Source organism: Bradyrhizobium sp. LeoA1Lang (assembly GCF_055413685.1).
In genome coordinates this window covers 1-13,222 of record NZ_JBVAPG010000035.1, presented here as the reverse complement: position 1 = coordinate 13,222, position 13,222 = coordinate 1, and the positions used below count along the sequence as shown (strand labels likewise).

The 13,222-nt window shown below is 64.7% G+C and carries 9 protein-coding genes; 5 read left to right on the top strand and 4 right to left on the bottom strand.

Translation table 11 applies throughout. The annotated features are described in order from the left end of the window. Positions 1–10 precede the first annotated feature (10 nt). Together ACZYOF_RS14500 and ACZYOF_RS14495 are read left to right on the top strand one after the other, a co-directional pair. A complete protein-coding gene (locus ACZYOF_RS14500; RefSeq protein WP_463716178.1) occupies positions 11–1,012 on the top strand; it encodes a polysaccharide deacetylase family protein in 1,002 nt (333 codons plus the stop codon). 14 nt (positions 1,013–1,026) lie between these two features. Further along, positions 1,027–1,587 carry a dihydrofolate reductase family protein gene (locus ACZYOF_RS14495; RefSeq protein WP_463716177.1) on the top strand — a complete coding sequence of 187 codons (561 nt, stop codon included), beginning with the start codon at positions 1,027–1,029 and terminating at the stop codon, positions 1,585–1,587. Between the two features lie 106 nt (positions 1,588–1,693). On the opposite strand, the gene ACZYOF_RS14490 is transcribed toward ACZYOF_RS14495, so the two are convergent. Beyond that, positions 1,694–2,146, bottom strand: a complete 453-nt coding sequence (locus ACZYOF_RS14490; protein ID WP_130579522.1) for a DoxX family protein — start codon at positions 2,144–2,146, stop codon at positions 1,694–1,696. Positions 2,147–2,234: 88 nt separating this feature from the next. After that, on the bottom strand, positions 2,235–4,544 hold the full coding sequence (locus ACZYOF_RS14485; RefSeq protein ID WP_463716176.1) for an NADP-dependent malic enzyme: 2,310 nt from the start codon (positions 4,542–4,544) through the stop codon (positions 2,235–2,237). Positions 4,545–4,788: 244 nt separating this feature from the next. Here ACZYOF_RS14485 and ACZYOF_RS14480 point away from each other — a divergent pair, with 244 nt between their 5' ends. Beyond that, complete coding sequence (locus ACZYOF_RS14480) at positions 4,789–6,765, top strand: hypothetical protein (RefSeq protein WP_463716175.1); 1,977 nt, start codon at positions 4,789–4,791, stop codon at positions 6,763–6,765. A 105-nt stretch (positions 6,766–6,870) separates the two neighbouring features. Here the strand turns inward: ACZYOF_RS14480 and aspS are convergent, their stop codons facing one another. Continuing rightward, positions 6,871–8,643 carry an aspartate--tRNA ligase gene (gene aspS / locus ACZYOF_RS14475; RefSeq protein ID WP_463716174.1) on the bottom strand — a complete coding sequence of 591 codons (1,773 nt, stop codon included), beginning with the start codon at positions 8,641–8,643 and terminating at the stop codon, positions 6,871–6,873. A 192-nt stretch (positions 8,644–8,835) separates the two neighbouring features. Here aspS and ACZYOF_RS14470 point away from each other — a divergent pair, with 192 nt between their 5' ends. Next, positions 8,836–10,314 carry a protein adenylyltransferase SelO gene (locus ACZYOF_RS14470; RefSeq protein ID WP_463716173.1) on the top strand — a complete coding sequence of 493 codons (1,479 nt, stop codon included), beginning with the start codon at positions 8,836–8,838 and terminating at the stop codon, positions 10,312–10,314. A gap of 537 nt (positions 10,315–10,851) precedes the next feature. Continuing rightward, the gene (chrA, locus tag ACZYOF_RS14465; protein WP_463716172.1) at positions 10,852–12,084 is read left to right on the top strand and encodes a chromate efflux transporter; all 1,233 of its coding nucleotides are present in this window, start codon (positions 10,852–10,854) and stop codon (positions 12,082–12,084) included. A gap of 176 nt (positions 12,085–12,260) precedes the next feature. Here the strand turns inward: chrA and ACZYOF_RS14460 are convergent, their stop codons facing one another. Beyond that, entirely contained in the window at positions 12,261–12,704 is a 444-nt protein-coding gene (locus ACZYOF_RS14460; protein WP_463716171.1) for a hypothetical protein, read from the bottom strand. Between the last annotated feature and the right edge of the window lie 518 nt (positions 12,705–13,222).

Sequence of the window (13,222 nt, the reverse complement as noted above, 5' to 3'; positions counted from 1 at the left end):
GAACACAGCCATGCGCATTGCGGCAGGTCTGATTTTTGCGGGTGTGGTTTCGCTGCTCTCGTCCACCGCGGTTTGGTCGCAGACTCCTCCCGCGGTCAAAGGTGCTCCCGTCGCCAAGGGTGCGAACGCTGCTCCAGCGCCTGCACAGCAGGCGGCCGCTCCGCAGGCGGCACCAGCGCCGGTTCCTGCGGCCGCCCCCGCGCAGCCACCGCAGCCCGCGCGCGCCGCTTGCAACAATCCGAACGCGCTCGGCGTCGGCCGCACGGTCGAGATCGACACGACAGGCGGACCCGGCTTCGGTTTCGAGCATTTCAAGCAGCTCGACTTCCTGCGCGACCACGAGGTGGTCCTCACCTTCGACGACGGCCCATGGCCGAACAACACGCCTGCCGTGCTGAAGGCGCTGGCGGACGAATGCACCACCGGCATCTTCTTCCCGATCGGCAAGCACGCGACCTACCATCCCGAGATCCTCAAGCAGGTTTACAATGCCGGCCACACGGTCGGCGCGCACACCTGGTCGCATGCCAACCTGAACAACAAGAAGCTGACGGAAGACCAGCGCAAGGACGAGATCGAGAAGGGCTTCGCTGCGGTCAAGTGGGCGCTCGGCGTCGCGCCTTCGCCGTTCTTCCGCTTCCCGGCGCTGCAGCATCCGCCGGAAATGGTGACCTATCTCGGCACCCGCAACATCGCCATCTTCTCCTGTGACCTCGACTCGTTCGACTTCAAGGCGAGCAAGCCGCAGACGGTGATCGACACCGTGATGAAGAAGGTCGACAAGCTCGGCAAGGGCATCATCCTGATGCACGACTTCCAGAAGCACACCGCGGAAGCCCTGCCCGAACTGTTGAGCCGGCTGAAGGCCGGCGGCTACAAGGTCGTGGCGATGCGCGCGAAAGCGCCGGTGCAGGTGCTGCCGCAATATGAGGAAGAGCTGGCCAAGGACGCCAAGCTGCCGACGGTGAGTGCGCGGCCGGTCAACAGCGTCGTGACGACGATTTCGGAATAGCGCGCGAAGCGATCGTGCCGGCGTTGCGTTTCGAAGGCTATGTGATCGTCTCCGCCGATGGCCGGCTGGCCAGCGCCGATAACGTGATGCCGGACCAATTGAAGTTCGAGGGCGACAAGAGATTCTTCTCCGCCGCCCTCGACCGCGCCGACTTGATCGTGCATGGCCGCAATTCCTACGAGGACCAGCCGAACTCGCCACAGCGAAAACGCATCATCGTGACGCGCAAAGTGCGCGCCACCACGCCCGATCCCGCAAATCCGCAAGCCACGCTCTGGAATCCCGCCGGTGCCACGTTCGAGACGGCGAGCGCGCAAGCCGGCGTCACCTCCGGCACCGTCGCGATCATCGGCGGTCCCTCGGTGTTCGATATGTTCATGGACCGCTACGACACGTTCTGGCTGTCGCAGGCATCGCGGGTGAACCTACCGGACGGGGAGCCTTGTTTCCCCGGCGTCCCCGCCCGCTCGCCGCAGCAAATCCTTGCATCGCACGGATTGAAGCCAGGCGAGCCGCAAATCCTCGATGCGAACCAAGGCGTCACCGTCACGCCGTGGCGGCGCGACACAGCGTGAGGCTGCCGTAGCCCGGGTGAAGCGCCAGCGTAACCCGGGGCCGCTCGCAAATACGGATACCGCCGTCCCGGGTTACGCGTTCCGCTCCACCCGGGCTACAAGTCTCTCACGCATCGCCGTAGGCGGCCTCAGCGCTCCGCGGCGTGCGGCCGTAGCCGGCGAGGATGAACAGCGCGCCGATGATCGACAGGTTCTTCAGCGCCTCCATCAGCGTGTGGGCGTTTTCAGGCGCCGGCTGATTCCAGAAATCGTGGAAGTAGAAGGTCGCGCCGACCACGAGGATGATGAGCAGGATCGAGAAGAATCGCACCAGCCAGTTCAATGCGATCATCAGGCCGGCGATGACTTCGAACACGCCGACCGAAATTGCGATCAATTGCATGATCGGCATTGCCGCCAAGGTTTCAAGCTGGTGCGCATAGGGCGCTGCAATCTCGGGAATGGTGATCTTGGCGGCGAAGGAATCCGCGGTCGCCTGGATCGCCAACAGCTTGGTTGCTCCCGAATAGATGAACAGGACGGCGAACAAAACCCGTCCGAAAGCAATGAACCCCGGCATGGTCGTCCCCATTGATCGCAGTCGTGAACCGAGCGCGGAACGATTATGGTCGTTCCGCCTGCCGCGAGCAATTCGAATTCGTCTCCGCCTAGCCGAACAAGGTCGGCTGCGCGCGGCCCGCACGCTCCTGCGCCTCGACGGCGGCGACCGCCGTCATGTTGAGGACACCGCGCGCCGTCACCGACGGCGTTAGGATATGCGCCGGCCGTGCCGGGCCGATCAGGATCGGGCCGACGGGAAGCGCGTCTCCCAGCGACTTGATCATCTGGTAGGCGATGTTGGCCGCATCGAGATTCGGCATGATCAGGATGTTGGCCTCGCCCTCCAGCTTCGATGCCGGCAGCACCAGGTCACGCACGGCCTTGGACAGCGCGGTGTCGCCCTGCATCTCCCCGTCGGCCTCGATCTCCGGATGCTTTTCTTTAAGGAGCTGCGTGGCCCGCCGCATCTTGCGCGAGGATTCGGTGTCGTAGCTGCCGAAATCCGAATGCGACACGAAAGCGACCCTGGGCTTGAAGTTGAAGCGCTGGACGTGGATCGCCGCGAGCGATGCCATCTCCGACAGCTCTTCCGGGCTGGGATTCGGCCGGACCTGCGTATCCGCAATGAAATAGGCGCCCTTGGTCGAGATCATCAGCGCCAGCGCCGCGTAGTCGCTGACGCCAGGCAGGAAGCCGATGATCTCGCGCACGTGGCGCAGATGGCTCATGTAGCGGCCCTCGACGCCGCACAGCATGGCATCCGCCTCGCCGCGTACCACGGCGAGCGCCGCGATAACCGTGTTGTTGGTGCGCACCACCGTGCGCGCCGCATCGGGCGTCACGCCGCGCCGGCCCGCGACGTCGATATAGGACTGCACATAGGAACGGTAGCGCGGATCGTCCTCGGGATTGATGAGGTCGAAATCCTTGCCGGCCTTGATCGCGAGGCCGAAGCGCTTGATGCGGGCTTCGACCACCGAGGGCCGCCCGACCAGGATCGGCCGCGCCAGCTTCTCTTCCAGCACCACTTGCGTGGCGCGCAGCACGCGCTCGTCCTCGCCTTCGGCATAGATCACGCGCACCGGCTGCGTCTTGGCCTTCGCGAACATCGGCTTCATGACGAGACCGGAGCGGAACGCGAAGCGCTCGAGCAGCGCGGTATATTCGTCGAAATTCTTGATCGGCCGGGTCGCAACGCCCGATTCCATCGCCGCCCTCGCCACCGCCGGCGCGATGCGCAGGATCAGGCGCGGGTCGAACGGGCTTGGGATCAGCGAGCCGGGCCCGAAACCCTGCGTCTCACCGGTGTCGTAGCGCGACGCGACCGCGTCCGAGGGCGGATCGCGCGCGAGCTGCGCGATCGCGTCCACCGCCGCATGCTTCATCGCCTCGTTGATCGCGGTCGCGCCGACGTCGAGCGCGCCGCGGAAGATGAAGGGAAAGCACAGGACATTGTTGACCTGATTCGGGAAGTCCGAACGTCCGGTGCAGATCATGGCGTCAGGGCGCGCTTTCCGCGCCTCGTCCGGCATGATCTCCGGCACCGGGTTGGCGAGCGCCATGATCAGCGGATTCTCCGCCATCTGCTTTGCCATTTCCGGCTTCAGCACATTCGGCGCCGAGAGGCCGAGGAAGATGTCGGCGCCGCCAACCACGTCGGCCAGCACCCGCGCATCCGTCTTCTGCGCATAGACCGCCTTCCAGCGGTCCATCGAGGTGTTGCGGCCCTCATGCACGACGCCGTCGATGTCGCAGACCCAGATGTTCTTGCGCTGCGCCCCCATCGATACCAGAAGATTGAGGCAGGCGATCGCGGCCGCGCCCGCGCCGGAGCAGACGATCTTCACCTCGGACAACTTCTTGCCGTTCAACAGCAGCGCATTGACGATCGCAGCCCCGACGATGATCGCGGTGCCATGCTGGTCGTCGTGGAAGACCGGGATCTTCATCCGCTCCTTGAGCTGCGCCTCGATCTCGAAACACTCGGGCCCGCGGATGTCCTCCAGATTGATGCCGCCGAAGGTCGGCTCCAGCGCCGCCACCGTCTCGACCACGCGCTCGATCGTGTCGGCCTTGATCTCGATGTCGAACACGTCGATGCCGGCGAATTTCTTGAACAGCACCGCCTTGCCTTCCATCACCGGCTTCGAGGCCAGCGGGCCGATATTGCCAAGCCCAAGCACTGCGGTACCGTTACTGACCACCGCGACCAGATTCGCGCGCGCCGTCAGCGAGGCGGCCTCGGCGGGGTTCTTCGCGATCTCGGTGCAGGCGGCGGCGACGCCGGGCGAATAGGCGAGCGCGAGGTCGCGCTGGTTGGCGAGCGGCTTGATCGCCTGTATCTCAAGTTTGCCCGGGCGCGGCAGCCGGTGATAGGCCAGCGCCGCCGAATGGAGATCTTCAGAAGAGGATGACATCGTACTCTCGCGTTTCCGGCCTCAAGCTCTTATTCTGTGCGGGTCTAACAAGGCCAGTTGTCCGGCAGATGGAGCCGGATGTGAAGCACGCCGGGCCCCCTCGATGCAACATCGGATCGCACTCCCGTCAACAGCCGCCCGGCTGCGCAATATTTAAAGCCATACCGCCCTTTCCTTCTCCGGTCATCCCCTTGAGAACATGGCAATTTGTCCCCAGGATGATCGGTAATTCGGAGCTCGCCGGATGATACGGATATTGATCGGCCTCATCGCCGCGGTCGTGGTCGCCGCCGCCGGCCTGCTCGGCTTCAATCTCTACGTGCAGCATCGCATGACCAGCGGCATCGAGGCGGCCTTCGCGCAAGTCCGTGCCGCCGGCGGCAAGGCGAGCCATGGCAAGGTGACGGTGGATATGCTGGCGCGCACCGTCACGGTCGTGGACATCGTGGGCGAATCGGCGGCGCAGCCACCGGCGCGGCTGCGGATCGCGAGCCTGACCGCCACCGGCGTCCGCCAGCCCGACCGTGCCCGCATCTCGGCCGACAGCATCGAACTGACCGACATCGAGCTGGCAACCGAGGTGACCGACAAGGTCCCGGCCAAGGTCACCTACAAGGTGCCGCGCTTCACGGTGAAGGATTATTCCGGCCCCTCCAACCCGGCGCAACTGCCGGCCTCGGAATCCCTGCTCGACATCTATCGCTTTGCGCTTCAGCAGTTCACCGGCATCGCGGCCTCGTCGGTCACAATCCCCTCGGTGACCGGCACGATCAATGGCGGCGCGGCGACGCCTGATGGTGGCGAGTTCGCCTATTCGGGCATTACGCTGCAGGACATCAGGGCTGGCAAGGTCGCCAGCACCAAGGCGGACGGGTTCACTTTCACGGTGAACACGCCGCAGGCGGGCAAGCGCGAGAAGCTTACCGGCACTCTCTCCAATCTCGTCGCCCATGATTTCGATGCGGCGGCGGCCGGCACCGTGCTCGATCCCGAGAGGTCGAACGACGACAGCTATCACCGCATCTACCGGCAAGTCTCGGCCGGCCCCTATGTGCTCGCCACCGATCAGGGCATGCGGGCACAGATCGACAGCATCACGGTCGACGATATCGCGGTGCGGCCGTCAAAGCTGCAACTGGCGGCGATCCTCGCGCTGATGCCGCAGCCGGGAGCCGGCCCTCCGACCCAGGCCCAGGCGCGCGAGATCATGGAGAAGATGGCTGGCGTCTATGAGGGCATTCGCATCGGCAATGCGGAATTGCGCGGACACACAATGCGGACGCCGCAGGGACCTTTCAAGCTGGCGGCGATCCGCGCCAATCTGGAAAACGGCCGCGGCCAATTGGCGCTTGAAGGCCTGGACGTCGAGACGCCAAAGGGGCCGTTCAGGTTCGACCGTCTTGCGCTGAATTCCTTCGACATCCCGCAATTGATGCGCTTCGCGGCGCGTGCCAACGCCGAGCCAAAGCCCACGCCGGATGAAATTTTCGGTCTGTTCAGAGTGTTCGAAGGCGTCGAGGTCAAGGGCGCCGCCACGCCCTTCCGCGACACCAACAAGCTCATCAATATCGACACCATCAGCCTGGGCTGGGGCCAGTTCGTCGGCCCCGTCCCAAGCAAAGCGCATCTTCTGGCGAAGCTGAACGTCCCGATTGATGCCACCGATCCGGCGATGCAGCCGTTTGTCGCGGCCGGCATCGACCGGGCGGCCATCGACATCGATCTCGGCGCCGGCTGGACCGAACAGTCCGGCGCCTTCGTGCTCGCGCCCGCAAGCCTCGAAATCGGCAACCTGCTGAAGGCATCGGCCCGCATTGCGCTCGCCAATGTGCCCCGAGCCGTGTTCTCCACCGATCCGGTGCAAGCAGCGAGCCTCGCCGGCCAGATTGAGGCCGGAGCCATCGAGCTCAGCTTGCGCGACAGCGGCTGCGTCGATCTTGCGGTTGCGCAATATGCCCGCGCCCAGAACGTCAGTCGCGAGGCGGCGAGAGGCGCCATCATCGACCAGATCAAGGCGTTTGGCCAAACCATCGCCGCCAATCCAGATGCGACTGCAGCAGTGGACGCCGTGATCCGCTTTGTCGAGAGCCCCGGACAAACGCTGATCATCAAGCTGGCGCCCCGCGGCAAGGTGCCGGGACTCCAGCTCGTTCAGCTCCTCAAGACCGACCCGCTGATCGCGCTCGCGCAATTCCACGTCGAGGCCTCGACGGGACTCTAGATGCTGCCGTAGCCCGGGTGAAGCGCCAGCGTAACCCGGGACCGCTCGTAAACTCCGACGCAGATGCCCCCGGGTTACGCTGGCGCTCCACCCGGGCTACGCGCATCACTTGTTCGGCAGGTTGACCCTGACGTGAAGCTCGCGGAGCTGCTTCGTCGTGGCTTCCGACGGCGCGCCCATCAGGAGATCGACGGCCTGCTGGTTCATCGGGAACAGCGAGATCTCACGCAGGTTCGTGGTGCCGCACAACAGCATCACGATACGATCGAGCCCCGCCGCCATGCCGCCATGCGGCGGCGCGCCGTACTGGAAGGCCCGGTACATGCCGCCGAAGCGCTCGACCACGTCCTCTTCGCCATAGCCCGCGATCTGGAATGCCTTCACCATCGCTTCCGGCTTGTGGTTACGGATGCCGCCAGAGGCGATCTCGTAGCCGTTGCAGGCGATGTCGTACTGGAACGCCTTGATGGTCAGCGGATCCTGCGTCTGCAGCGCTTCCAATCCGCCCTGCGGCATCGAGAACGGGTTGTGCGAGAAATCGACCTTCTTGTCTTCCTCGTTGTACTCATACATCGGGAAGTCGACGATCCAGGCCAGCTCGAACCGGTCCTTATCGATCAGGTTCAATTCCTCACCGAGCTTGGTGCGCGCAAGGCCGGCGAACTTCCAGAACTTGTCGGGCTCGCCGGCAACGAAGAACGCCGCATCGCCTTCCTGCAGCCCGAGTTGTTCGCGGATCGCCGCAGTGCGTTCGGGGCCGATGTTGTTCGCAAGCGGACCCGCGCCCTCGCCGCCTTCGCGCCAGAAGATGTAGCCGAGGCCGGGCTGCCCCTCGCCCTGCGCCCAGGAATTCATGCGGTCGGCGAACGCGCGGCTGCCGCCGCCCTTGGCCGGGATCGCCCACACCTGGTTGTTCGGGTCCTCGAGCATTCGCGCGAACACCTTGAAGCCGGAGCCGCGGAAATGCTCGGAGACCTCCTGCATCACGATCGGGTTGCGCAGGTCGGGCTTGTCGGTGCCGTATTTGCGGATCGCCTCCGCAAACGGAATCCGAGGCCAGTTCTTCGTCACCGGCTTGCCCTTGGCAAAATCCTCGAACACGCCCGTGATGACCGGCTCCATCGCCGCGAACACGTCTTCCTGCGTGACAAAACTCATCTCGACGTCGAGCTGGTAGAATTCGCCCGGCAGGCGGTCGGCGCGCGGGTCCTCGTCGCGGAAGCAGGGCGCGATCTGGAAATAGCGATCGAAGCCCGACATCATGATCAATTGCTTGTACTGCTGCGGCGCCTGCGGCAGCGCGTAGAATTTCCCAGGATGAATGCGCGAGGGCACCAGGAAATCGCGCGCGCCCTCCGGCGAGGATGCCGTCAGGATCGGCGTCTGGAATTCGAAGAAGCCCTGCTCCTTCATCCGCTTGCGCATGGAATCGACGACCGCGCCGCGGGTCATGATGTTCTGGTGCAGCTTCTCGCGACGCAGGTCGAGGAAACGGTACTTAAGCCTTATGTCTTCAGGATATTCCTGCTCGCCGAACACCGGCAGCGGCAGCTCGGCGGCGGGGCCGAGCACCTCGATCTCGCTGACATAGATCTCGACCTGTCCGGTCGGAAGTTCCGGATTGTCGGTACCCTCGGGGCGGCGGCGGACCTTGCCGTCCATCCGCACCACCCATTCGGAGCGCAGCTTTTCGGCATCGTGGAACGCCGCCGAATCCGGGTCCGCCACGCATTGGGTGATGCCGTAATGGTCGCGCAGGTCGATGAACAGCACGCCGCCATGGTCGCGAACGCGATGGACCCAGCCGGAAAGGCGGACCGTCTCGCCGATATGGCTCTCGCGGAGCGCGCCGCATGTATGTGACCGGTAGCGATGCATGGACTTCCCAAACAGATGTCGGAGGGTTCGAATCGGGCGGCCAACGGCCTGCCCGATTTTGCGGGTGGGTTTACCCGAGGCCGCGAGGGGCGGCAACCAAGGGAACGCCCTGATTTGCGCCCGAACCGGACATTTTCGGCCCCGACGGCGCGAAGTGTTTGCCTATTCGAGGCCTGCGCCTATCTTTAGGCCATGACGGTGCATTTCCCCTTCCAGAACACCTATGCGGCGCTGCCGGCGAACTTTTTTGCCCGCGTTGCGCCGACCCCGGTTGCCGCCCCGCGGCTGATCAAGCTCAACCGGCCGCTCGCGGTTCAACTCGGGCTTGATCCGGACCTGCTGGAAACCCCGGAGGGAGCGGAAATCCTTGCCGGCAAGCGCCTGCCCGAGGGCGCTGACCCGATCGCGATGGCCTATGCCGGCCACCAGTTCGGCCAGTTCGTTCCGCAACTCGGCGACGGCCGCGCCATCCTGCTCGGCGAGGTCATCGACCGGGACGGCGTCCGCCGCGACATCCAGCTCAAGGGTTCCGGCCCGACCCCGTTCTCCCGCCGCGGCGACGGCCGCGCCGCGCTCGGCCCGGTCCTGCGCGAATACATCGTCAGCGAAGCGATGTTCGCAGTGGGTATTCCGACCACGCGTTCGCTCGCCGCCGTCATCACCGGCGAGCATGTGATCCGCGAGACCGCGCTTCCCGGCGCCGTGCTGACGCGGGTGGCGGCGAGCCATGTCCGCGTCGGCACCTTCCAGTTCTTCGCCGCGCGCGGCGACACCGATGGCGTGCGCGCCCTCGCCGACCATGTGATCGCGCGGCACTATCCGGAGATCGCGAAGGCGGATCGCCCGTATCACGCTTTGCTCGAAGGCGTCGTCGCGCGCCAGGCGGAGCTCGTCGCGCACTGGCTCCTGATAGGCTTCATCCACGGCGTGATGAACACCGACAACACCTCGATATCGGGCGAGACCATCGACTACGGCCCCTGCGCCTTCATGGACGACTACAACCCCGCGCAGGTCTACTCCTCGATCGACGAGATGGGCCGCTACGCCTATGGCAACCAGCCGCGGATCGCGCTGTGGAATCTGACGCGATTGGCTGAATGCCTGCTGCCGCTGTTCTCCGACGACCAGGAGAAGGCGATCGAACAGGCGCAATTCATCCTCGGCGACTTCTCCGAGAAATTCAGCGCGGCCTATGCAGCCGGTCTGCGTCGGAAGATCGGCCTGTTCACCGAACGCGACGGCGATGAGGCGCTGATCGAGGGTTTCCTGGACGCCATGGCGAAAAACCAGGCCGACTTCACCCTCACCTTCCGCCGCCTTGGCGACGCAGCCCTGGATGCATCAGCCGACGAGAACGTCCGCGCGCAGTTCATGGATCCCACCGCCTTTGACGAATGGGCCAAGCGCTGGCGCGAGCGTCTCGCCATCGAGCCGCAAACCCCGTCCGAGCGCCAGTCCGCCATGCACGCCGTCAACCCCGCCTTCATCCCGCGCAACCACCGCGTCGAAGCGGTGATTGCGGCCGCGACCAACGACGACAACTACGCACCATTCGAAGAACTGTTGACGGTGCTGTCAAAGCCCTACGACGACCAGCCGCAATACGCGGCTTACGCCGCCCCGCCGCTGCCCGATCAGCGCGTGCTGCAAACCTTCTGCGGAACGTGAGAAGGCCCCTTCCGTCATTCCGGGGCGATGCGTAAGCATCGAGCCCGGAATCCATTTCGCCGCTGGCACAGGCGGCCCAATGGATTCCGGGCCTGCGCCTCACGGCGCATCCCGGAATGACGGGCAGTTGTAGGGTGGGCAAAGCGCAGCGTGCCCACCATCTCGAGCAAACTGCTGATGGTGGGCACGGCGCGAAGAGCGCCTTTGCCCACCCTACCAATTGCTCATCCTACAAAACACAAAACTAAATTCTTAAGGCGGGGCCCGGTGTGCCTAGGAGTCCGAGCCCCATAACCTCAACAACCTGGCCGCCAAGCTGTTCGGCTACATCAACACTTTAGCGCAGCGGGCCCACACGCTATTGATTTGCCGCAACTGCGGGCGAGCGTTTCTGAATTGCGAGCGATCGCCGATCCCGATCCGGCTCTTGCATCGATCACCTCGCGGAGGCTTGTTGTCGGACACTCTCCGAATATGCTCCGATGCAAGAGATACAGCTCGATCGAACTTCGGCTCCGCTGATGGGAATTCTGGACGATGAACATTGAGCGGATTTCAGACAGCGAAGCCAAACCTGCGCGCCCGCGCACGGGCTCGCCGCTCGAAGTGCTCCTGGTCTTCCTCAAGCTCGGGCTGACGTCGTTCGGCGGTCCGATCGCCCATATCGGCTACTTCCGCAGCGAATTCGTCGAGCGCCGCAAATGGCTCGACGAACAATCCTATGCGGACCTCGTGGCGCTCTGCCAATTCCTGCCCGGCCCGGCAAGCAGCCAGGTCGGCTTCTCCCTCGGATTGATGCGCGCAGGTTATCGCGGTGCGCTCGCTGCGTGGACGGGTTTCACGCTGCCATCAGCCATAGCACTCCTGCTGTTCGCCTATGGCGCCAGCACATTGAGCGGGCCGGTCGGAACAGGGCTGGTGCACGGCCTCAAACTCGTGGCGGTCGCCATCGTCGCTCAAGCGGTATGGGGCATGGCGCGGACGCTGTGCCCGGACCGGGAGCGCGCCTCAATCGCGACGATCGCGGCCCTCATCATCCTGTTCAGCACGTCATCGGTGGCGCAGATCGGCGCGATTCTGGTCGGCGGCGTTGCCGGACTATGGCTCTGCCGCGCCGCGCAGCCGAGCGGGGAAGGCCATTTCGCCGTGCCGGTGTCGCGCGCCGCCGCCCTCACCGCGCTGGCAGCGTTCCTGATCCTGCTCGTCGGCCTGCCGATCCTGGCGCGGCTGTGGCCGTACTCGGGCATTGCCTTGTTCGACGCATTCTATCGCTCCGGCGCGCTCGTGTTTGGCGGCGGCCATGTCGTGCTGCCGCTGCTGCGCGAGGCAGTGGTCACGCCGGGCTGGGTCGGCGACGACGTGTTCCTGACCGGCTATGGCGCGGCCCAGGCCGTTCCCGGACCGCTCTTCACCTTCGCCGCCTATCTGGGCGCCGTCGTCAAGACGTCGCCGCACGGCATCGCCGGAGCCATCATCGGCTTGCTCGGCATATTCCTTCCGGGCGTCCTGATCCTGCTGGCAGCGCTGCCGTACTGGGACAGCTTTCGCAAACGTGCCAGTGCCCAGGCGATGATGCGCGGCGTGAACGCGGCGGTCGTCGGCATCCTGGGCGCGGCGCTCTACAATCCGGTATGGACCAGCACGGTGCAGACGCCCAGGGATTTTGCGATTGCCCTCGTCGGATTCGTGCTGCTCATGGCCTGGCGCGCACCACCGCTCGTGGTCGTCGCCTTCAGCGCTATCGCGGGAATAGGCGCGGCGATTCTGTGATGCCTCTGTCAGCGCCGGCTCGGCTCGTTATGAGCATGTTCCATCGCTCGACCAGTGTTTCCCCGGATAGGATTTCGGTCGCCTTCGTGTTTTAGGGTAAGGTGTTCATGTAGGCATATTTACGTGCGCCCGGCAGCCAACGCTGCCGGGCTATTCGTTTGGAAGCATCGAAGAATCTAGGCCGCCTTCTGCAGCGGATAGGTCTGCAGGCGCCGCGCCGACAGCGCGCAGCCGCAATCATGCATGGTGCTGCGCTCGATGACGAAGCGGCGCTTCTCCAGCGAGGCACGCAGGCTTTCGTTCACAGCGGCCTTCTGGGCATCGACCCAGACCACCAGCACGCCGCTGGCACTCAGGCAATTCACCAGCCAGTCCAGCGTCGCCTCGAGTGTGCGCAACGGGCGTCGGCGCCAGTCGACAAAAGCGACATCGTACTGACCGGCGGGGCGCCCGCAATTGCCCGTCGCGGCCGCGCGCGAATAGCCGCGCTGTTGAAGCTCCAGCATCAATTCAAAGCTCTTGGAGCCGGCGACGACGATGCGGTGCTGCATCGAGCAGCCCGCCAGTTGGATCATCGGATCAATGATCCTGTCGCCAGTGCCAACCTGAAGGGAAGACATGACATCACCTATTCCATTCGCTCTCGCGCCCGCGAGTCGGGCCGCACCTCGGATGCGCGCAATATCTTCACAGCCGGATATGATTTCGAGAGCGACCGACCTGCGGCCGTATATGCGCCGCATAGGGGCGCCTAACCGCAGCCGTAGGATGGGCACTCACTATCCCCTCACCCTGAGGAGGTCGCGAAGCGACCGTCTCGAAGGGCGAGGCCACCGGCGGGGCCTCATGGTTCTCAAGGCGATGCGGAGCATCGTCCGGGGACGCGCGGAGCCTGTCATCGGGCCGCGCTTTGCGCGGAGCCGTTGGCGCTCCTCACCATGAGGGGGCACATCAGTGCCAGCCTCATCATCGCGGCGCACGCCGGCGACCGTCACGCACACCCACCATTAACCCCTTGTATCTGCACGGGCATGATTTGTGCGATGGAAGCGATTTAGCGTCTTGGCCGGTGGCCACCGGCCAAGACGCGTGGCGAAGTCGCCCGTTACCCCTCCGGCCACAACCGTGGATGAGCTTT

What these genes read in the sequence shown, in the direction of transcription:
- ACZYOF_RS14470 (WP_463716173.1), top strand. Translation starts at nt 8,836, where the DNA reads ATGACGGTGCATTTCCCCTTCCAGAACACCTATGCGGCGCTGCCGGCG.
- aspS (WP_463716174.1), bottom strand. Translation starts at nt 8,643, where the DNA reads ATGCATCGCTACCGGTCACATACATGCGGCGCGCTCCGCGAGAGCCAT.
- ACZYOF_RS14480 (WP_463716175.1), top strand. Translation starts at nt 4,789, where the DNA reads ATGATACGGATATTGATCGGCCTCATCGCCGCGGTCGTGGTCGCCGCC.
- ACZYOF_RS14490 (WP_130579522.1), bottom strand. Translation starts at nt 2,146, where the DNA reads ATGCCGGGGTTCATTGCTTTCGGACGGGTTTTGTTCGCCGTCCTGTTC.
- ACZYOF_RS14500 (WP_463716178.1), top strand. Translation starts at nt 11, where the DNA reads ATGCGCATTGCGGCAGGTCTGATTTTTGCGGGTGTGGTTTCGCTGCTC.
- ACZYOF_RS14460 (WP_463716171.1), bottom strand. Translation starts at nt 12,704, where the DNA reads ATGTCTTCCCTTCAGGTTGGCACTGGCGACAGGATCATTGATCCGATG.
- chrA (WP_463716172.1), top strand. Translation starts at nt 10,852, where the DNA reads ATGAACATTGAGCGGATTTCAGACAGCGAAGCCAAACCTGCGCGCCCG.
- ACZYOF_RS14485 (WP_463716176.1), bottom strand. Translation starts at nt 4,544, where the DNA reads ATGTCATCCTCTTCTGAAGATCTCCATTCGGCGGCGCTGGCCTATCAC.